Genomic DNA, 21,196 nt, shown 5'->3' on the forward strand with positions numbered 1-21,196 from the left:
GGAAACCAATGGGCCTATTACAAGACTTACAAAACCGCGTATTAATTGCTGACGGTGCAATGGGAACACTTTTATACTCTTACGGCATCGACCGCTGCTTTGAAGAATTAAATTTATCGAAAGAAGATGAAGTGAAAAGAGTACATGAGGCGTATGTGCAGGCTGGGGCGGACATCATTCAAACGAACACATACGGCGCGAATTATATTAAACTATCCCGCTACGGCCTAGAAGAAGAAACAAAACGCATCAATACAAAAGCGGTACAAATTGCAAAAGCAGCCGCCGGCTCAGCTTATGTCCTCGGAACGATTGGCGGTATCCGAACATTTAACAAAAACGCCTACTCTTTAGACGAGATTAAACGGAGCTTTAGAGAGCAGCTCTATATCCTTCTAAATGAAGAACCTGACGGGTTATTACTTGAAACGTATTACGATATTGAAGAAGCCAAGGCTGTTCTTCAGATTGCACGCAAAGAAACAACGCTCCCGATTGTCATGAACGTCTCCATGCATGAACAAGGTGTTCTGCAGGACGGCACACCGCTAAAAGACGGTTTATCCGAATTATCCGCACTAGGCGCTGATGTCGTCGGCATGAACTGCCGGCTGGGCCCTTATCATATGATTCAGGCACTCGAAGGCGTTCCAATTTTGGAAAATTCGTATTTATCTGTCTATCCTAACAGCAGTCTCCCCTCCTTTGAGGAAGGCAGACTCGTCTATGATACAGATAATGATTATTTCAGAAAAAGTGCACTTGAGTTTAGAAATCAGGGTGCACGAATCATCGGCGGCTGTTGCGGAACAATGCCTCAGCATATTAGCGCCATGGCTGAAGCGGTCAAAGATTTAGCACCGATCACCGAAAAAGAAGTGAAAGTGTTAAAAGAAGAAATGATTTCGATCCAAGACCAGCGCACAGAGCCTGGACTTGATGAGCTGGCTGTGAAAAAACGATCAATTATCGTCGAGCTGGACCCGCCGAAAAAGCTCAACTTTGAAAAATTCCTTGTTGCAGCGAACGAATTAAAAAGTGCAGGCATTGATGCCCTCACGCTGGCTGATAATTCTCTTGCTACGCCCCGTATTAGCAATGTCGCTTGTGGCGCTTTATTGAAACAGCAGCTTGATATGCGTTCACTTGTCCATATCACGTGCCGTGATCGTAATTTGATTGGACTTCAATCCCATTTGATGGGACTTGATACACTCGGTCTAACCGATATATTAGCCATTACAGGCGATCCATCTAAAATTGGTGACTTCCCGGGGGCAACATCTGTTTATGATTTAACCTCCTTTGATTTGATTCGTCTGATCAAACAATTTAACGAAGGACTTTCTTTTTCTGGAAAGCCGCTCGGCAAAAAGACCAATTTTTCAGTGGCTGGCGCATTTAACCCGAATGTCCGTCATATTGATAAGGCGGTCAAACGTCTTGAGAAAAAAATAGAATACGGTGCTGATTATTTCATTTCACAGCCTGTTTATTCTGAAGAACAGCTTGTGAAAATTCATGAGGAAAGCCGTCATTTGGATAAACCGATTTATATCGGCATTATGCCGCTGACAAGCAGCCGAAATGCAGAGTTTATTCATCATGAGATTCCGGGCATCAAATTGTCTGACTCGATTCGTGAGATTATGGCGAAGGCAGGCGAAGATAAAGAAAAGCAGCGAACTGAAGGCTTAGCGATTGCTCGGTCTTTATTAGATACAGCCTGTGAATTGTTTAATGGCATCTATTTAATTACCCCTTTTCTTCGATCAGATTTAACAGCAGAACTCACGACTTACATTCATCAGAAAGAAAAGGAGACAAACGCACATGTCAACTATCACTGAACAGCTCCAGAAACGCATCCTCGTCCTTGATGGTGCAATGGGCACAATGATTCAAAACGCCGATCTCACAGCAGATGACTTTGGCGGAGAAGAGTATGAGGGCTGTAACGAATATTTGAATGTCACAGCCCCTCATCTGATCTCATCGATCCACCGGCAATATCTTGAGGCCAGTGCAGATTTAATCGAAACGAATACATTCGGCGCGACGAAGCTTGTTCTCGATGAATATGGCCTTGGTCATCTCGCCTATGAACTCAACATAAAGGCTGCTCAATTGGCAAAGCGCGAGGCAGACCGTTTGTCCACACCGGAGTGGCCGCGTTTTGTTGTAGGCGCAATGGGACCCACAACAAAAACATTATCCGTAACAGGCGGCACATCGTTTGAAGAGCTCGTCGCAAACTATGAAGAACAGGCACGCGCCCTGATTGATGGGAAATGTGATGCTCTTCTTTTAGAAACAAGTCAAGATATGCTCAATGTAAAAGCTGGATTCAAAGGCATTCAGGAAGCCTTTCATGCTACTGGCATTCAATTACCACTAATGGTGTCAGGAACGATTGAACCAATGGGCACAACCCTTGCCGGCCAAGATATTGAAGCCTTTTATATCTCACTTGAACATATGAAACCAATCAGCGTTGGCTTAAACTGTGCAACTGGTCCAGAGTTTATGACAGACCATATCCGCACACTCTCCTCCATCGCAAAATCGGCTGTCAGCTGCTATCCAAATGCTGGTCTCCCTGATGAAGAAGGACAATATCACGAATCCCCTGCTTCTCTTGCTAAAAAAATCGCCGCTTTTGCCAAGGAAGGTTGGTTAAATATCGTCGGCGGCTGCTGCGGCACAACACCTGCACACATCCAAGCACTATCAGACGAAGTACGTTCGCTTCAGCCCCGCAGCATGACACATGAGTCGTCACCGCATACTGTATCAGGAATTGAGCCTCTCATTTATGAAGAAGCGATGCGTCCGCTCTTTGTTGGAGAGCGAACAAATGTCATCGGTTCACGTAAATTCAAACGACTCATTGCGGAACAAAAGTTCGAAGAGGCGTCAGAAATTGCTCGTGCTCAGGTGAAAAATGGTGCACATGTCATTGATGTGTGTCTAGCAGATCCAGATCGTGATGAGGCAGAAGACATGGAAGGCTTTTTAAAAGAGGCCATGAAAAAAGTCAAAGCCCCTTTTGTCATTGATTCAACGGATAAACACGTGATCGAAAAAGCCCTCACATATTCTCAAGGGAAAGCCATTATCAATTCTGTTAATTTAGAGGATGGTGAAGAGCGCTTTGAAGAGATTCTTCCGCTTGTGAAACTATATGGCGGTGCACTGGTTGTTGGAACGATTGATGAAACAGGGATGGCCGTGACAGCAGAACGAAAACTTGAGATTGCCGTACGGTCCCATGACCTGCTAACAAAGAAATATGGAATTCCTGCAAGTGACATCATTTTTGATCCCCTTGTCTTTCCAGTAGGTACTGGAGATGAGCAGTATATCGGTGCTGCTGAGGAAACGATTAAAGGCATTCAACTAATCAAAGAAAGACTGCCAGAGTGCCTCACCATTTTAGGCATCAGTAACGTGTCATTTGGACTCCCGCCTGTTGGCAGAGAAATTCTAAATGCCGTCTATTTGTATCACTGCGTCCAAGCAGGACTTGATTATGCGATTGTGAATACTGAAAAGCTTGAACGCTTCGCTTCGATTCCAAAGGAAGAAATCAAGCTGGCTGAAACATTACTTTATCAAACAAACGATCAAACACTTGCCGAATTCACACAATTTTATCGCGGGAAAAAGAAAACGGAGAAAAAGCCAAAGGTCTCCTTATCGCTTGATGAAAGGCTGGCGCTCTATGTCATTGAAGGAACGAAAGAAGGACTGATTGATGATCTCGCCCTTGCTTTGGAAAAATTCGAATCACCTCTTCAGATCATCAATGGTCCATTAATGCAGGGGATGGCAGAGGTTGGACGTCTTTTTAACCAAAACGAATTGATTGTGGCTGAAGTGCTGCAATCGGCAGAGGTCATGAAAGCATCTGTTTCATATCTTGAGCAATATATGGAAAAGCAGCATGCAAGCGGTAAAGGAAAGATACTCCTCGCCACCGTCAAAGGAGATGTCCATGATATTGGGAAAAACCTTGTCGACATCATCTTGAGCAATAATGGCTTTCAAGTGGTCGACCTCGGAATCAAAGTAACCCCTCAAACATTGATTGAGGCTGTGGAGAAGGAAAAACCAGATATGATTGGATTATCAGGTTTACTTGTCAAATCAGCACAGCAAATGGTCCTGACTGCTCAAGATTTACAAAAAGCGAACATCTCCGTTCCCATTTTAGTGGGCGGCGCGGCGCTTTCACGGAAATTTACGAAGATGAAAATTTCGCCTCATTATGACGGACCTGTTCTTTATGCAAAAGATGCAATGGACGGCCTGTCATTAGCCAATGAGTTACAAGCGAATCCGCTTCAATTTCAAACAAAGCCTTCAGCAGAGCAAGAAGAATTGAGCAAGGAGAAAGAAGTGAAGCAGCCGAAAGCTGTGATTGAATTACTCGAAAAACGAGCGGCACTTCCGGAGGCGCCCATTTTCACGCCAGAAAATACAAAACGCCATTATGTGCGGGACATTGATTTGCACCATATCATGCCCTATGTAAATGAGCAAATGCTGATTGGTCATCATCTCGGGTTAAAAGGAAAGGTCAAAAAATTATTGGCTGAACAACACCCTAAAGCACTAGAGTTAAAACAGCTTGTCACAGATCTCCTTCAGGAAGGAAGAGAGAAGAACTGGTTTGCACCTGCATTTGTTTATCAATTCTTCCCTGCCAGTTCAAATGGAAATGATCTGCATATTTATGATCCTGAAGCGCCTGACCGCATCATCGAAACATTTCAATTTCCAAGACAGGAGAAACTCCCATACCGCTCCATTTCGGACTATGTACGGAAAAGCGAAGAAAACGAGAAAGATTATATCGCCTTATTTGCCGTCACAGCTGGTGCCCGCATTCGTGAGGTTGCACAGCAATTTAAACAAGAAGGTGATTATTTAAAAATGCATGCTGTCCAAGCTCTAGCGCTTGAGCTTGCAGAAGGATTAGCTGAAAGAACGCACCAAGTAATTCGTGACAAATGGGGCTTTCCTGACCCAGTTGATTTCACCATGGAGAAACGATTCCAGGCCAAATATCAAGGGCAGCGTTATTCCTTTGGCTATCCAGCGTGTCCAAATCTAGAAGACCAAGAAAAGCTGTTTAACCTGCTCCAGCCAGAAAAAATCGGCATTCATCTCACAGAAGGCTTCATGATGGAGCCCGAAGCATCCGTTTCAGCAATTGTTGTTTCTCATCCTGAAGCTCGATATTTTAACGTTCATTAAAGAAGATCCTCCTTGATTGGAGGTTCTTTTTTTAAATAAAAGTGGCATAAATATGCAAATTTACTCTTTTTTACCGATATTATAAATGAAAGTCATTTACTTAAAAGGAGATGTTTGTCATGTTCAAAAAGAAAATCGGGGTTTTACTGCTTACAGGTCTCTTGATCACTGCACCTCTCTTTCCGTCACCTGCACAAGCGAGTGAAGCTTCTACGAAACAAACAAAATATTATACGGAAGAATTGGAGCACCTTTATCCAGACAGTGATTATGCAAACAATGATACGATGGAAAAAGCTCAATTCTTACAGCATTCTCTTCATCTAAACAAAACATACTTATATCACGAGGGCAGTATCTCTTCTATGGATGACATTGATTTTTATCGTTTCACCAGCTCTAAATTCGATGGCGCAGACGGCCGTTTTTCGATTAAACTCGTGAATGTGAAAGCTGGAAATGATTTCGATCTTTACCTTTACAATCAAAGCGGGACACTCGTGTCTTCCTCTGTGCGGACAAACAACCAAAACGAAATCATCCATATGCCGAAAATTACCGCCAGTACTGACTACTACTTAGCCGTCAAACCAAAACGATTATTAAATGAAGAGGACAAGATGTATCGTATTGTGTTTGATAAAAGCATTGAAAAAGGCACAACGAAACGATATGGATCACCTGCTACACTGAACAGCTTCAATGAAGCCGGTTCTCCAAATTCTTCTTTTGATTTAAGCAGCTTGCCGCAGGATGCCGTTGTCACTGGCCTTTCATTAGAAGCTGAAAAGGGCAGTACAAACGCACACAATTATGTCTTTACCGTTTCTTCCTTAAAAGGCGGGACAGTGAACGTACCTTGGAATGGTCAAAAAGTAGATATCTCTTCTTATAAAACAAGTGAAGTACCAGCAAAAGACCGATTTTTTGTTTCTTTCAATGCAATAGAGATACCTCAGCTGATCGGTGGACGGTTAATCAAAGTGGGTGTTGTCTCAATTAAAAACTTGCAGCTCACCTTTGAGTATGAATACAACCGTGACCTCAATTACTAAACAATCCGAAAGGAAAAGGACCCCCTTTTCCTTTTTCTTATGCTTTCATATGGTACGATACATATAGACAAATTCAGCTAAGAAGGAGTTGCGTGTATTGGCAAACGTTATGCAACGATCTTTAACACTTGATGACATACCTGACCTAATTGCATTGTCAAAAGAGGTAGACTGGCCTGATTACGATGCAGAAGAGCTCACATCTCTTTTAACAAATGGATACTTTACAGGTTTTACAACAACGGACGGACAAGTGATCTCATGCGCTGGACTTTTCCAATATGACAGAGTGGCATCAATTGGGGCTGTCATTGTATCGGAGACATATCGCGGCTTAGGTCTTGCACGTCAAATGATTGACACCTTGCTTCATCAAACCCACCACAGTGTCCCAGTCGTTTTAACAGCGACTGTACAGGGACGGCCCGTTTATGAAAAGATCGGCTTTCACACCACCGGCTACATTCATACATACAAAGCACAAAAAACGAACCCTTCCGCACTTCACGTGTCAGAGAAAATTCATCTTGCTCCAGCAGATGAAACGCACCTTCCGGCCATTGAAGCACTTGACGAGAAAGGCGCAGGCACCAATCGAGCCAGCTTTTTAAAGAAGCGAATGGAACGATCAGCGTTCCGGCTGATTGCACAGAATGAACATCACGACATCACCGGATTTGCGTTTGGCGTTAAAACTCCTGCTAATCTGATGATTGGCCCGCTTGCCGCAAACGATGAACAAACGGCCCTTTCACTCATCCAATCGCTCATCTCGACTGATTCTGGCGCCTTTCGTTTAGATATGCAGGAAGAAACGGCTGAACGCCTGCATGCATCACTTGTTGCAGCAGGATTTACAAAAACGAACGTAGCGCATTTTATGATGATTCGCGGAAACGAAAAGCAGAACGATCCTGCGCTTCTTTATTTTCTGGCCTCACAAGCATTTTCTTAAAAAACAAAAAGCTGTAGACACAGGTACTGACCCCATCAGATGAGACAAATAAAAAACACCTTCAAGTTTGAAAATGGATCGTTGTGATCCGAAATAAAACATGGAGGTGTTTTTTCTATGGGGACAAGAGTGAGTTATCCGGTTGAAGTCAAACAGAAGGCTGTAGAAATGAGATTGGCAGGCGTACCTATGAAAGAGATTATGCAAAAATTGAATATCAAGAATAAGACGCAGGTTCAGACATGGGTGAGGTGGCATAAGGCTGGGGATACACACCGGTTTGAACAGCCTGTTGGAAAACAATATACCTATGGAAAGGGTCCTGAGTACTCTTCCGAATTAGAGAGACTTCAGGCAGAAAATCGCTATTTGAGTCAACAGAATGAAGTTTTAAAAAAGTACAACGAATTGGAAAGGAAGTTGATAAGGAAACGTCAATCAAACTGGTAGAAGAATTGTGCGAAACGATGACGATACAGGACATCTGTTTCCATTTAGGTATCTCACGCACTTCGTACTATAGATGGAAAAAGGATCTGACTCAGAATCACTCTAAAAGACAACTAGAGAAACAGGTCGGCACGTTGTGCCGAGAGCACAAGTATCGATATGGTTATCGAAAAATCACCGCCATACTAAAAATGAGCATGCGTATTAACCATAAAACTGTTCAACGTATCATGCAGAAAAACCAGTGGCAGTGCCGAGTTAAAATGAAAAAGCGTAAGAAGAATGGGCAGCCCTATGCCGTGGCTGGTAATATACTGGATCGGAACTTTCAGTCTGATCGCCCTCTTGAAAAACTAGTAACGGACATCACGTATTTGCCTTATGGACAGAAACAATTGTACCTTTCCAGTATATTGGATTTATATAATGGAGAAGTGATTGCTTTTAATATTGGTGATAAGCAGGACACAGACTTTATCTTAAACACACTTAATCAGCTCCCATCACTGCCTGAGAACTGCGTGTTACATAGCGACCAAGGTTCTGTGTATACATCTTACGAGTATCAGAAAGCTGTTCATAAGAAAGGCATTACCATGAGCATGTCCCGTAAAGGGACGCCCGCTGATAATGCCTCCATCGAATCGTTTCATTCCTCACTAAAGTCTGAAACGTTCTATCTTAACAGGATTGATCGAACTACGAACACCATTGTAGAACGCACTGTCAAAGAATACATTTATTATTATAACAACATTCGTATTCAAACGAAACTAAACAACCAATCACCGATAAACTATCGGCAACTGGCTGTTTCGTAAAGGTGTTTTGATCCCTGTCTCAAAAACGGGGGTCAGTCCCACATGATGTCTACAGCTTTTCTTTTTTACTTCCCGCCTACGGATGAAAGAACTTGAGCAAGTGCATTCGTGACCTTTCCATGCTCTGACGCATGCGGCCGGTCATCTCCATCTCCATAGCCATAATCAATCATGCGATTACGGTTTAAGCAAAGCTTTGTCAGCTGAGGCTGGAAGAGATCAAATAAGGCAAAACGATCTTTTAGCTGCGGGAATTGCTTTTGATACTGCTGAATTTCTTCTGCAAGCAAGCGCCAAAGAGTCGTTTCATCTAACAGATCGTGATTCTCTAACACGTTTGACACGTAACGAAGATTGCAAATAAACAGTCCCGTAAAGATAAATTGCACAAGACCTTCCGGCGGCTCACTTCGCAGCACTTCTTTTAAATCATCTTCTAATGAAGCTAATTCAGGCAACGGCTGATCACTAATGTTCACATCATCCACAAAATCTTTGATCGCCAAACGATGCGGCTTGTGGTCTTTTAACACGAGAATCGTATTTTGTCCGTGCGGTGAAAAGACCGTTCCGTATTGATACATAAAGTGCAGAAGCGGCGGCATGATGACATGGAAGAATGACGCCATCCATTCTTTTGCGGAAAGACCCGATTTTTCAATGAGCTGTTTAATATAAGGCTCACCTTCATGATCCTCATAAGTGAGTGCCGCAAGAGTGACAGGGCTCTCCCCTTCATCTAAATACGTATAAATGCTTTCTCTAAAAATCACACCCAGCATTTCAAGGTATTGATACGGCGCACCAGGCAGCTTGCTGTAGTATGGATGATCGACATTGATACTGGCATTCTCTCCTGGTAAAATCACGCGGCACTCGTCAGATAAAAAGGCGTCTTGATCGGCGATTCCTTTAATATGCGCTGTAATACGAGGGGCGATGACTGTACGCTCTGATGGGAGCCCCCTGTATACAAGTGTGTTTAAAATACTCATTGGTAGTTTAATATGATGCTTGCCTTTATTTGAAATGTTGGTAAAGGTTCTAATAGACTGCTGCGGGATATATTGATCCAGCCCTTCTCCTACATACACGATGCGGCGCATAGCCAAATCTTCAGGGAAATGCTGAATGATCATATGAGTCCACTGCCACTTATGAACAGGCATCATATAATAATCAGCTGCATTCAGCCCTTCATCTTTTAACACACGGTGAAATTGACGAATCGTGACTTCATCTAATTCTTTGGCAATCACTTGTTCATAGTTTTCATGATCGACCGCATGGAATGTAGCAAGCTCCCTGTGAACAGCAATCCAAGACAGCTGCACACTTTCTTGCCTTTCAGGTGCATAGGCTAAGTAATCATCGTAGCTGAACCCAATGCGCCCTTTGTTATACACAATCCAAGGATGACCCGTCATTTCGCCTTCAATCCATGCATAATCTGTATCTGTTAGTTCATCTGCACGAAGTGCCTTTTTCGACAGCAAATGAACATCTGCTAACAGGGTATGATGAAGCTCTTTGATCAGATGGCCAGTTGTGTCAGAAGACATTGGAATGATTGGTTGGATGTCTAGTAAAAACACAATGGCACTGACATCCTTTGTCCATTTTCCATCTTGACAGCACTCGACCGATTCAGCAATCGTATCATAACTATCAAACAAACGAGGTTTTGCGAGATAGCGATATTTTTTATGTTCGTGAATGATTAATTCATATTGGGCGATGCCATCCTTTTGGTCTAGCTGAACGGGATGAAGCATGTCCTCATACATGTATTCAGACAGCATTTTTGCCACCATTCGCTTGTTTGCTTTTTTCCAAGCAGCAGGATTCACCGCTTTTTTCAATTCATCTTGTACACTCATCGGTTCATCCTCCTTAACCTTTGATTTCTTCAAATGTGTTTACGTTCTTGTGTATACCAAATGTCTGAAAGACGTGCTTTTGATAAAGTGGATACACCGTTTGACGAGCAAGTTCATTGATTATGACACTGTTTCGGTACGCCCCGAGCCCTAAATCTGGTGCACCGACCCCGTGTGTGTGAAGCTCTGCATTTTGCACAAAAATATCATTTTCACCCATTGTGTTTGTTTTCAAACGATATTCACGTTCGACTTGGAAACGTCCTTGATCATCCCACTGAATATGATGAGAAATCGGCTGGATAAACGTTGGTAATACCGATTGATAGCCAGTTGCCAAGACGACAATATCTGTTTCATGTGTAAAGGATTCCTCTTTCACCCATTGAGAGCAAGAAAGTGATAAGCCATCCTCTGTTTCCTCAATTAAATTGACCTCTGTCATCGCTTGCAGCACTGTGTTCAGCTGCTTTCCACAAGCAGAACGTTCATAAAGCAGGTGATAAATATCACGGATCATCGCAGAGCTGATGCCTTTATACAGCAAGTCTTGCTGTTTTAATAGCGCATCTTTTTTTGTTTGCGGAAGCTCATAAAAGAAATCAATATAATCTGGAGAAAAATACTCGAGACCAAGGTTTGAATATTCCATTGGGAAAAATCCTTTAGACCGTGTAAACCAGTGAATATCCTTTGCCTCATCATCTGACAAAATATCATAGAATACTTCTGCCGCACTTTGACCAGAACCAATGACCGTTACAGACTTTCCTTTGAAACAGCCTTCTTTCTTTCGTTTCAAATACTCAGCTGAGTGAAACACTTTGTCTCCTAAAGCTGGCTGGAGAGATGCTGGTATCGCTGGCTGCGTACCGATTCCTAAAACGAGATGCTTACTTTCAAACACCTCTACGGTTTGATCTTTCACATGACGGACATGCACTTCATATCGCTTTTCGCCTGCCTTCTCGGTCAATGAGACAGATTCGACATTCATCCCAAAACGGCAAGAGTCTAATTGTTCAGCGACCCAGCGGCAATAATGACTATATTCCTTGCGCGGGATGTGGAAGTCCTCTAGGAAGTAAAATGAATATAACCGGTTTTGCTCCTGCAAATAGTTGAGAAAGCTATATTTACTTTTCACATCTGCCATGCTGACAAGGTCCGCTAAAAATGGGACTTGAAGTGTCGTCCCTTCAATGAGCATACCTGGGTGCCAGTGAAAGGCTTCACTTCTTTCAAAAAACAGCGCATCAATTTCCTTTACTTCTTCAGATAATGCAGCAAGCCCTAGGTTAAATGGTCCAATGCCAATTCCAATGACATCCACTACATTAGTTTGCTTGTTGAACCGCGTCATGGTTATACTTCCTTTCAAATCGATCTCGATCACAAAACATCAAAAGTCCTGTTTTATCTGGTAAATTGACTGGTTTCACACGCTCGAATCCACACTTTTCAAAGACATGGATCATCTTTTCGTTCCGAATATCCGGCTCAGCAACGATTTTTTCTGTTCGTTTGTTCTGCTCAAATTGAAAAGCTGTCATGGCCTGAAGGAGCGGTGCAGCGTATCCTTTTCCAACATAATCTGGCTCCCCTATTAACAGATGAATCCCTTGATCATGAGGGGAAGGTTGATAGTACGATTCAATCACATCGCCTTTCACATTGTATGCCTCAAAATAACTCATCGGCGTCCCGTCAATCGTTCCTAAATAAAGGGTTTGATGAGGATCATGAATCGCCTGATAAAAATGCTTTTCAAAAGCAGGAAACGGAATATTCAAATGCCAAAACGGATGAACGTAATCTTCTTGCATCCACTTATGGACAAGGCGGACGTCCCTTTCATATTCAGCCCGAATGAACCTAATACGATCCCTCATCCAATCAGCGCCTCCTTATGCAAAAAGAGTGGGTTTAAGACCGGCGTGTATCTGGACTGTGTTTCCAGAGAACCTGTCAGTTCATCCATATCTTCAAACCGCGTGAGCAAATTCGCTTTTGAAGGCAATTCCTTTGAGCGGAGAAGACTGTTTGTCAGGTCAGATTCACCATATGTCTTTTCATGCGCAAGCAGTGTGTCTCTAACAAGTGCCAGCAAGTCTTCTTCCTTTGCCAGCCCTTCTGTGCCAAAGCCGTTAATGAGACCAAACAAATGATTAAAGAAGAAATAATAGCGCAACCTCTCAACGGCTACATCATCTGCACAAATGGTTTCACTTCTGACGCTTAAATTTTGAACAAGCCTTGCGAGTTGGTCCTTTTTCGATTCACTATAATAGTAGCCTTGGTTGTCACGATAATAGAATGTGTCTGGATAACCATCCTTTAGCTGCACGACAGCATTTTGCTGATGGGCTTCAAGGGCAAGACCATACGTTTCAAACAGCCAAAGCATCGGCTCTAACGAAATGGTTAAATATTGTTTAAACCAGTCGCGGCTCACCGCTTCTGTTGATCTGCCTTCTCTGTCTGCTAGTTCATGAATGATTCCTGCCAGGCGTGATTTTCCTCCATATGCATGATCCTGACATAGCCCAGCAATTAAGCTTGCCCCTTTTTCATGATGCAAGAATGGATTTTGACGAATGACCACCTCAAAGCCAGATTCCGCCTCGTCTCCTTGAATGGATAAATACGCAGGATCTTCAATCACCCGGAATCCAGAGAATTTGTCATATAAAGAAACGCCTAATTCTGTTTTTAAAATACGAGACATCTCAACTCCGCGATCAAGTTCCTTTTGTTTGTTGACACGCAAGGAGTTCGTAATCTTCACAGGGACAGAGAATTTGAGCATGTAAGCAGAGTCCTTTTGATAGACGGTTCTAAAGGAAGATGTCGCTGTGTATTCAGACCCTAGCGGCCCTACATAAGCCAGCTTCCCGTCCTCTATATAACGCTTGACGAAGGCTTTCTCCATGACCACTTTCACTTGAAGGGGGTGAATCGGAATGAGGACATATTCTCCGCCTTCTGTTAAGGTATTCAGCCGCTCTTTTTCTTCTGGCATCTGGCGCAATAGCTCCTCAAGCATGAGGCTCTGTGCAGACTGTGAAATAGAAGAATCCTGAAGCACAATAGAAGGGTGCGCTTTAAAGTAATGAAGCTGGAAGGAACCCTTCAGCTCAGGAGAATAAATGGCTTCCTCCTCTTCTGTCATTCCTTGTCTGCTCTTTGGTGTAGGATGCGTTAAATGTCCAAGGAGAAGTGACTGCTCCGCTTCGATATATTCAAAATCAGCTTGAGAAAGAGCCTCTCGATCACTTTCTCTCTCCTTTAAGAATCGTTCAATATTCCGGCAGCTTAAAATGATGCGAAGCATGAACTCATCCTCTGCATCTGTACGACCGTATTCAATGAGAAGTTCCTTTGAGCATAAAGCAACAAGAGTCGTGTAATCGACAACCGTTCCCTCCTGCTTACTGCCTTGCGGGCGAAAGCGAACGGGAAAATCAAATAGATGACGGCCGACAGGCGAAAAATATCGGATCGGAATGACAAGCTCAAGATCTTGCCTTGCTAGTTTTGCTACGAATACAAGCGAACCGTCTTCGTATGTCTCTTTCTTTGCAGAACGATCGATTCCTGTTTCACGTAAAAAACAATTTAAAAAGCTTTGCATGGTTGCATTTTCAGCCATTTGTTTATATTGACTCAACGTAGTACCCTCCCGGATTGAATATGAGCGATCCCGATATCAACGATGTCAGAAAGGATTTCCTCAATATGTGTGATTGTCGTTCTCGGATTTAACAAAGTGAATTTCAAGCATGTTTGACCATCAACCACTGTTTTTGCAACAACAGCAGTACCGGTTTGGAATAAAGTCCGATGAATGATCTTATTGACGTCATCTGTGTGATGCTCATCCATAAATCGAAAGACGATCGCATTGATTTCCGGCTCAGGATTGATCACTTGAAGATGATCATTTTGCTCAATAAGCACAGTCACATCCTTTGCAAATTGGATGGTATGGTCAATAATGCCGCCGAACCCTTCTTCTCCAATCAGACGAAGGGAAAGAAGTAATTTCAGTGCATCAAACCGGCGAGTTGTTTGAACAGATTTATTGACGAGGTGCAAGATTCCATCCAGTTCATCTTCCTTTGGGTTCAGATAATCTGCATGATAATCAATAAAACCAAAATGTCTTTTATCTTTTAGCAAAAATGCCCCGCAGGAGATCGGCTGATAAAATTGTTTATGAAAGTCGATCGTGATCGAATCAGCAAGTTCAATGCCGGCTAATTTACCTCGATTGATTTCGCTTAACACAAGTGCTCCGCCATATGCAGCATCTGCATGAATCCACAGACCGAATGGCTTGACGATGTCGTACACGTCACGAACCGGATCAATACTGCCAAAATCAGTTGTCCCGCAAGTCGCTACTATAGCAAAAGGCAGCAGGTCCTGCTCCTTTAACTCAACGAGCTTCTTCTTCAAATCATTTAGGTCCATTCGGTGATGCTCATCTGTCTCTACCAGCACGACTGCCTGTTCACCTAAACCTAGCTGGGATGCTGACTTTTTCACAGTGAAGTGGGCATTCTTGGAGCAGAGGATGCGCATACGGTTAGCTTCGCCCGGTAAGCCCTTCTGCTGAACATTCCAATGCCAAGTATTTTCACAAAATGCATCTCTCGCCAAAAGCAGTCCCATATAGTTAGATTGAGTTCCGCCGCTCGTAAATGTTCCATCTGCTCGTTCTCCATAAGAAAACTTTTCACATAGCCACTTTAGGATTTCCTCCTCAACCAAAGAAGCGATGCCGCTTTGATCGAAGGAATCCATTGATTGGTTAAAGGAACTTACCATCACCTCTGCTGCAAGCGCAGGAATGAGAGGCGGGCAATGTAGATGCGCCAAGCATTTAGGATGTGATACATCAACCAAATGCGGCAAAAGGTGTTCTTTTATATCCCGAAAAACAGATTCAATGGATTCTCCCGACGGTTGAAACTGGAATAACGATTCGACACTAGCCGCTAATTTCCCAGGCAATATTCCGCTGTAAGGTCCTTTGTCTTTTTCCCACTCGTCCATTAAGCTGTCGATTGATGTATGAAGAGCCGCTTGGAAGGACTCCCTCCCAAGCTGGCTTTGATTAATAAATAATGAATCAACAGAAGTCTTAGTTGACTGCATCGTAAACCGCCTCTTTAAAAATCGCGATGACTTTTTCGAGCTGTTCTTCCGTCATGGTCAAAGGCGGTAAGAATCGAATCACACTTCCAAAGCGGCCTCCTGTCTCCACAATTAAGCCTTTATCGAAGCAATTCTTTTGAATGAGACTGGCTAGCTCTGGATTCGCTGGATAACTACCGTCCACATCCTGTTTCTCATCGGTATTCACGACTTCAACGCCAATCATTAGACCTCTTCCTCGTACATCACCGAGAGCAGGTACTTGTTTTTGGATGTCTTTTAAGCTAGCCCGCATACGCTCACCAATCTTTTCTACATGATCAAGCAAATTGGTTTCTTTTATAAATTTAAGTGTAGCGGTTCCTGCTGCCATCGCCATTTGGTTTCCTCTAAATGTGCCAATGTGTGCACCTGGATTCCATTGATCCAAGTCTTTATCATAGATCACAACTGATAGCGGCAGGCTTCCCCCAATTGCTTTTGACAGCACAATGACGTCTGGCACAATTCCTGCATGTTCAAAGGCAAACATCTTACCTGTTCGTCCAATACCTGATTGAACCTCATCAATAATGAGCGGAATGCCTTTTTCTTTTGTGATTCGTCTCATTTCTTGGATCCATTCAATGGATGCCGGGATGGAGCCGCCCTCTCCTTGCACAGCTTCAAAGATCATGCCTGCCGGCGAAAGAATCCCACTTTCAGGATCATTTAAAACACGCTCGATATAAGAGCTGGAAATACGGTGCGAATCTTTACCCCCAATACCAAATGGGCAGCGGTATTCATATGGATAAGGCAGGAAATGGACATCTGGCATTAACCCTTGCACTCTTTCCTTTGGCGACAAATTCCCGCTTAATGACATCGTGCCATGTGTCGCTCCATGATAAGCGCCATGGAATGAAAGAATGGAACGATTCCCTGTGGCTGTCTTGACTAATTTAATGGCTGCTTCTATAGCATCACCACCAGTTGGTCCACAAAATTGAATTTTCGCTCTTTTCGCAAACTCCTCTGGCAGGTGAGAAAAAATCTCATTCACAAATTCTTCTTTAATTTCTGAGGTTATGTCCAGCGTATGCAATGGTCTTTTTTCATGAAGCATACGTTCAATCGCTTCTATCACAACCGGATGATTGTGACCAAGTGCAAGTGTTCCTGCACCTGCCAGGCAGTCATAAAACTCTCTGCCATCCGCATCTGTCACGATCATGCCTTCGGCTTTTTGCATAGCTAATGGGAACCGTCTCGGGTAAGACCTTGCATTAGATTCTCTTTGACTTTGCTGCTCTAAAAACTTCTGATTTTTAGAAACGGTTTTGATGGACATAATAAAACACTCCTCCAATTGATAAAGATTATCATTTTCAATTACTAGACTAGAGGATGTCAAATATGAAAGTCAATTGTATTCAAAAAGATGATTCGAAAAGCATATGAATGTCACATTCTCTTTTTTACGAGTAATTTCGTGTCATTTTTACAAACATCTACTGCCATAAGGAGAGAAAGCGTTTCATCTTGAAGGTTGTTGAAAAAAATTACAAATCAATTTTCCTGGTTCTTTTGTTCTATTCGTCACTGAATGCTTATTTTATACGGGAAAGCTGGATGAAATGAATGTAGAAAAACAAAGAAATAGCGAACTTCTATGTTGGTATAAATGGTGATAGAGGTATCATTTCTCTAAAATAAATGGAAATCGAGGATTTTAACGAAGCAGGATCTTCTCCACTACTTGGTACAGGATCAGAAAGCATTAGCCATTCATCACAAAAGACCACAGTGGTTTGGTGATGATATTTGGAAGGGTCAAAGGTATTTACATAAAAAGAAGGGGATGCCGCATGGCTTTGATATCTCGATTGATGTCTTTGCATCAATCATACGGGGCGCTTGATTGCGGGCAAGCACGCAAAAATTGGGGCATATTGTGATATTTATTAAGGCGGGATTCACAGATTGTCCTTGCAGGTGTACCTGCTCAACAGCTAAAAAAAAAGCCCTTCATTATGAAGGACTTACCTGATAAAAAAGGATGATACCGATCAAAACAGAGATCAGCAGCATGAGATAAAATAAAATAGTTAAAATGAGGATCGTCCAGCCCAGCCCCTTCCTCTCTGTTTTGATCAAATAGATGCCAAGAACGATTGTACTAAAAAGTAAACCTAGGATGGCCCATAGCCATTTGTCTTTGTTATGCTTTGGCGCATCAAACCATAAATAGATGGCAACAGCAAGTGAAACAAATAAACCCGTGATTCTCACGATCAAACTCCCCCTTATGTACATGCGGTCTCTGAATTATGCGTTTGAGTACCCGATGATCAGCAATATGAAGTAAAAGACATAGACTAGGATAAAAATAGAATAGATGAGAATGGATACAATCAGCACTGTCCAGCCCAACCCTTTTCTTCCTGTTTGAATGAGATAGATTCCAAGTGTAAAGAGCCCGAATAAAAGACCTAAAATGGACCATAGCCATTTATTTTTCCCATGTTTTGGTGCATCTACGAATAGATAGATTGCAACGAAAATGGATACAAACCAACCTGTAATCCAGCTCACATTTACCTGCCGCCCTTCTTTTTCAGTTTATTCCATCATACGATACTTTTGTCCTAATAATAAGAAAAATTATTTAGATAGATAACAAGGAAGATTTTGCCATTCTTCTCTTAGCATCCCATAACGCATCGAATCATAATACTCTCCTTGGTAGTAACGAACCTTTCGCAGTCTCCCCTCAAGGGTAAACCCGCATTTCTCTGCGCAGCGCATCATGCGTTCATTTCCAGACCAGGTGGTCAAACCAATTCGCGGGATATCTATCTGCGAAAATAGTTCATCTACCCATAGATGTAACGCCTTCGTTCCAACGCCGCCATTCCAAAAGCGTGAGTCATAAATAAGGATTCCGCATTCAAGCCAGCGTGTGCGTTCATTTTCCCAATAATAAGACACCGTGCCCTTTATTTCGCCGCCTACATCAATGCCAAATAGTTTCGGCGGGGTGGATTCATCCTGTACATATCGTTTCTTAAATGCAGCAAGCGATATGTCGTGTTCAATCAAATAAGGTGCATTCCACTTTCGATAGGACTGATCAGGTGCTTTAAATTTTAAATGCCACACCACTTCTAAATCTCTTTCGTCTAATGGACGTATGCTCACAAGCTCCTCTTTTTTCCCATTCATCGGTTCACGTTCCTTTACTTTGTTGTTCTTTTTGCAAGATGACGGTATTGGATAGGCGTCATGCCTTCATTTTGCCGAAACAGCTTAGAAAAATATGTAGGATCATCAATGCCTACATGTTCTGCAATGAAAGCTATTTTTTCATTTGTTGAAGCAAGCATGCTTTTGGCTTTTTCCATTTTTAGACGATTGATGTACTGACTAGGAGTCATTCCGTACACAGTTTGCATACATCTTGTCATGTAATCAGGATGATAATGAAGAACCTCTGCCAGCTTCTCCATTTTTAATTTTTGCGTAAAATGACGCTCAAGATAGTGAACCACTTCTGAAGCGACGGTCTCCTTTGCACTTGGAATATGAAATGCTTCCTTTTGCAAATGAATAAGCATTTCCTCAAATTGAAGCTGCTTTTTCAGCGGAAGCTCAGACGCATCATCATTTAATGCCCTCATAGCTGAAAGATGCTTCTCTAACACACTTCTTCCTTTCACTTTTCCTTTTTGGGGCAGACGAAATTCATAGCTTGCTGCTTTTTCGAAAGTGGCTTGATTTTGTTTCATATCAAGCCAGTGTTCTCTCGACCGATCCGTAAACTCAAATGGATCAATTGAGAAATGCAGCCACTCATAAAGTGTTTCTTCTTTGCATGGCAGATGTCCGCCATGAGACAGGCCCGGTGATAATATGATGTATTCTCCTTCTTTTACGTGATGGGGCACCTCGTCTTCTGTTATCCACAGTTCACCTTTTGTGACATAAAGAAGATCAAATACAGTGAAGATTCTAGAGATATGTCTTTCTCCTTGATGAAATACACCTTTGCCTGAAGCAATATAAACCGGAAACGGCGGTACAGTAAATGTAATAAATGGACTCATATTCATCCCCTTATGAAGTCGGATTTCTCCAATAAGTTTCGGTTTGATCTCTTCTTATTATAGTCAATGCACGGTACACTATAAATCGGATTTATACGAAAGGAGGGCGATGTGATGAAACCTCAAGCACTGCCAATTCCACAGGTTGAAGCCAAAAGTGAGAAATCTCACCCTTCATTATTTGCATTAACGTGGCCTATTTTTATCGAAATCTCTTTATATATGCTGATGGGCAGTGCAGATACACTGATGCTCAGTCAATACGCTGACAGCAGTGTAGCCGCAGTCGGTGTCAGCAACCAGTTGCTAAATTTATTGATTGTGATGTTCAGTTTTATTACAACAGGTACGACGATTGTGATTGCGCAGCTTTTAGGAGCGAGCCGCAAGCAGGAAGCGACCCAAGTTGCCTATGTATCACTAGGAACCAACTTCCTGATTAGCTTTGTCATTAGTCTCCTCATGTTTGTGTTAGCTGTTCCCATCCTGCATATGATGGGGTTATCACACGAGCTAATGCCGGATGCCTCAATTTTTTTACAGATTGTCGGACTGCTTTCCTTTATTCAGGCTCTCATTATGACCTATAGTGCTATTTTAAAAAGCTACGGATTTACGAAAGACACGATGTATGTCACCATCGGAATGAACTTGTTAAACGTTGCCGGTAATTATTTGGTCATTTTCGGCCCGTTTGGCTTCCCTGTATTAGGCGTAATGGGTGTTGCTTTTTCCACATCATTTGCTCGGTTCATTGGATTGACCGCCATGATCTTGATTGTTCGCCGCCGAATTGGGCTAAGGTTTTCACTGAAAAAAATGTTTCACATCCAGAAGACGCATTTAAAAAGGCTGCTGAAAATTGGGATTCCTTCTGCTGGAGAGCAGCTTTCTTATAATGGTTCTCAAATGATCATTACGCTGTTTATTACATTTATGGGAACACAAGCACTAGCCGCAAAAGTCTATACGCAGAACTTCATGATGTTCATTATGCTGTTTGGCGCAGCCATTAGCCAAGGAACCCAAATTTTAATCGGACGTCATATCGGGGCAAAAGAATTTGACGCTGCCTATCGCAGATGCATGAAAAGCCTATACTGGGCCATTGCTATATCACTTCTTTCCTCCACTGCTTTATCTTTATCATCGACGCATTTACTCGCTTTTTTCACTAGCAACAGTGAAATCATTCAAATTGCCAGCCTGCTTCTTCTGTTAACGATCATTTTAGAGCCTGGACGTTCTTTTAATATGGTCATCATCAACTCCTTGCGGGCAGCTGGTGACGCGAAATTCCCAGTCTATATGGCGATGATTTCAATGTGGGGAATCGGGCTTCCGATCGCATATATTTTAGGCATTCAGCTTGAGATGGGCCTTGTTGGGGTTTGGATTTCTTTTATCGTGGATGAGTGGGTAAGAGGCATCTTTATGTATAGGCGGTGGCGTTCAAGGATATGGACGGAATATCGTTTTACTTCCACATAAAAAGGACTGCGGGTGCAGTCCTTTCAGATGA

General features: G+C 42.6%; 16 protein-coding genes. 6 read left to right on the forward strand and 10 right to left on the reverse strand.

From position 1 onward, the window contains the following. Nucleotides 1–8: 8 nt before the first annotated feature. The 5 genes from GPA07_RS14350 (at nt 9) to GPA07_RS14370 (ending at nt 8,543) form a co-directional block, all read left to right on the forward strand. Nucleotides 9–1,850 carry a bifunctional homocysteine S-methyltransferase/methylenetetrahydrofolate reductase gene (locus tag GPA07_RS14350; protein ID WP_157292859.1) on the forward strand — a complete coding sequence of 614 codons (1,842 nt, stop codon included), beginning with the start codon at nt 9–11 and terminating at the stop codon, nt 1,848–1,850. Further along, entirely contained in the window at nt 1,834–5,262 is a 3,429-nt protein-coding gene (gene metH, locus GPA07_RS14355; protein WP_008355212.1) for a methionine synthase, read from the forward strand. The genes GPA07_RS14350 and metH overlap by 17 nt, the downstream gene beginning before the upstream one ends. Before the next feature lie 119 nt (nt 5,263–5,381). Continuing rightward, entirely contained in the window at nt 5,382–6,317 is a 936-nt protein-coding gene (locus GPA07_RS14360; RefSeq protein ID WP_008355210.1) for a hypothetical protein, read from the forward strand. A 97-nt stretch (nt 6,318–6,414) separates the two neighbouring features. After that, a complete protein-coding gene (locus GPA07_RS14365; protein ID WP_157292860.1) occupies nt 6,415–7,272 on the forward strand; it encodes a GNAT family N-acetyltransferase in 858 nt (285 codons plus the stop codon). Nucleotides 7,273–7,389: 117 nt separating this feature from the next. Further along, nucleotides 7,390–8,543 (forward strand): IS3 family transposase gene (locus GPA07_RS14370; protein WP_145939420.1). Its coding sequence is split into 2 segments (ribosomal slippage): nt 7,390–7,663 and nt 7,663–8,543, totalling 1,155 coding nucleotides; the frame shifts between segments, so codons are not numbered across the junction. 65 nt (nt 8,544–8,608) lie between these two features. Here the strand turns inward: GPA07_RS14370 and GPA07_RS14375 are convergent. From GPA07_RS14375 to GPA07_RS14420, 10 genes are all read right to left on the reverse strand, one after another. Continuing rightward, the gene (locus GPA07_RS14375; protein ID WP_071167800.1) at nt 8,609–10,423 is read right to left on the reverse strand and encodes an IucA/IucC family protein; all 1,815 of its coding nucleotides are present in this window, start codon (nt 10,421–10,423) and stop codon (nt 8,609–8,611) included. A gap of 13 nt (nt 10,424–10,436) precedes the next feature. After that, a complete protein-coding gene (locus tag GPA07_RS14380; RefSeq protein WP_008355205.1) occupies nt 10,437–11,786 on the reverse strand; it encodes a lysine N(6)-hydroxylase/L-ornithine N(5)-oxygenase family protein in 1,350 nt (449 codons plus the stop codon). Next, nucleotides 11,761–12,315, reverse strand: coding sequence for a GNAT family N-acetyltransferase (locus tag GPA07_RS14385; RefSeq protein ID WP_008355203.1), 555 nt, complete (start codon nt 12,313–12,315; stop codon nt 11,761–11,763). Before GPA07_RS14385 ends, GPA07_RS14380 begins: the two co-directional genes overlap by 26 nt. Continuing rightward, nucleotides 12,312–14,093: an IucA/IucC family protein gene (locus tag GPA07_RS14390; protein WP_008355200.1), complete on the reverse strand. Its 1,782-nt coding sequence runs from the start codon at nt 14,091–14,093 to the stop codon at nt 12,312–12,314. The genes GPA07_RS14385 and GPA07_RS14390 overlap by 4 nt, the downstream gene beginning before the upstream one ends. Next, the gene (locus GPA07_RS14395; RefSeq protein ID WP_157292861.1) at nt 14,090–15,586 is read right to left on the reverse strand and encodes a pyridoxal phosphate-dependent decarboxylase family protein; all 1,497 of its coding nucleotides are present in this window, start codon (nt 15,584–15,586) and stop codon (nt 14,090–14,092) included. The genes GPA07_RS14390 and GPA07_RS14395 overlap by 4 nt, the downstream gene beginning before the upstream one ends. After that, complete coding sequence (locus GPA07_RS14400) at nt 15,573–16,919, reverse strand: aspartate aminotransferase family protein (protein ID WP_071167802.1); 1,347 nt, start codon at nt 16,917–16,919, stop codon at nt 15,573–15,575. The genes GPA07_RS14395 and GPA07_RS14400 overlap by 14 nt, the downstream gene beginning before the upstream one ends. A 680-nt stretch (nt 16,920–17,599) precedes the next feature. After that, nucleotides 17,600–17,860 carry a hypothetical protein gene (locus tag GPA07_RS14405; RefSeq protein ID WP_232532052.1) on the reverse strand — a complete coding sequence of 87 codons (261 nt, stop codon included), beginning with the start codon at nt 17,858–17,860 and terminating at the stop codon, nt 17,600–17,602. Between the two features lie 36 nt (nt 17,861–17,896). After that, complete coding sequence (locus GPA07_RS14410) at nt 17,897–18,163, reverse strand: hypothetical protein (protein WP_071167804.1); 267 nt, start codon at nt 18,161–18,163, stop codon at nt 17,897–17,899. A gap of 69 nt (nt 18,164–18,232) precedes the next feature. Then, on the reverse strand, nt 18,233–18,793 hold the full coding sequence (locus GPA07_RS14415; protein WP_071167805.1) for a GNAT family N-acetyltransferase: 561 nt from the start codon (nt 18,791–18,793) through the stop codon (nt 18,233–18,235). Between the two features lie 14 nt (nt 18,794–18,807). Beyond that, the gene (locus GPA07_RS14420) at nt 18,808–19,674 is read right to left on the reverse strand and encodes a helix-turn-helix domain-containing protein (RefSeq protein ID WP_157292863.1); all 867 of its coding nucleotides are present in this window, start codon (nt 19,672–19,674) and stop codon (nt 18,808–18,810) included. Nucleotides 19,675–19,788: 114 nt separating this feature from the next. On the opposite strand from GPA07_RS14420, the gene GPA07_RS14425 reads away from it, so the two are divergent. Beyond that, complete coding sequence (locus GPA07_RS14425) at nt 19,789–21,165, forward strand: MATE family efflux transporter (RefSeq protein WP_008355181.1); 1,377 nt, start codon at nt 19,789–19,791, stop codon at nt 21,163–21,165. Nucleotides 21,166–21,196: the final 31 nt, after the last annotated feature.

The sequence above is a fragment of the Bacillus sp. ms-22 genome (assembly GCF_009759805.1).
Taxonomy (GTDB): Bacteria; Bacillota; Bacilli; order Bacillales; family Bacillaceae; genus Bacillus; species Bacillus xiamenensis.

Excerpts from the sequence above, each read along its gene's own strand:
- GPA07_RS14350 (WP_157292859.1), top strand. The coding sequence starts at position 9 with ATGGGCCTATTACAAGACTTACAAAACCGCGTATTAATTGCTGACGGT.
- metH (WP_008355212.1), top strand. The coding sequence starts at position 1,834 with ATGTCAACTATCACTGAACAGCTCCAGAAACGCATCCTCGTCCTTGAT.
- GPA07_RS14360 (WP_008355210.1), top strand. The coding sequence starts at position 5,382 with ATGTTCAAAAAGAAAATCGGGGTTTTACTGCTTACAGGTCTCTTGATC.
- GPA07_RS14375 (WP_071167800.1), bottom strand. The coding sequence starts at position 10,423 with ATGAGTGTACAAGATGAATTGAAAAAAGCGGTGAATCCTGCTGCTTGG.
- GPA07_RS14380 (WP_008355205.1), bottom strand. The coding sequence starts at position 11,786 with ATGACGCGGTTCAACAAGCAAACTAATGTAGTGGATGTCATTGGAATT.
- GPA07_RS14385 (WP_008355203.1), bottom strand. The coding sequence starts at position 12,315 with ATGAGGGATCGTATTAGGTTCATTCGGGCTGAATATGAAAGGGACGTC.
- GPA07_RS14395 (WP_157292861.1), bottom strand. The coding sequence starts at position 15,586 with ATGCAGTCAACTAAGACTTCTGTTGATTCATTATTTATTAATCAAAGC.
- GPA07_RS14400 (WP_071167802.1), bottom strand. The coding sequence starts at position 16,919 with ATGTCCATCAAAACCGTTTCTAAAAATCAGAAGTTTTTAGAGCAGCAA.
- GPA07_RS14415 (WP_071167805.1), bottom strand. The coding sequence starts at position 18,793 with ATGAATGGGAAAAAAGAGGAGCTTGTGAGCATACGTCCATTAGACGAA.
- GPA07_RS14420 (WP_157292863.1), bottom strand. The coding sequence starts at position 19,674 with ATGAGTCCATTTATTACATTTACTGTACCGCCGTTTCCGGTTTATATT.
- GPA07_RS14425 (WP_008355181.1), top strand. The coding sequence starts at position 19,789 with ATGAAACCTCAAGCACTGCCAATTCCACAGGTTGAAGCCAAAAGTGAG.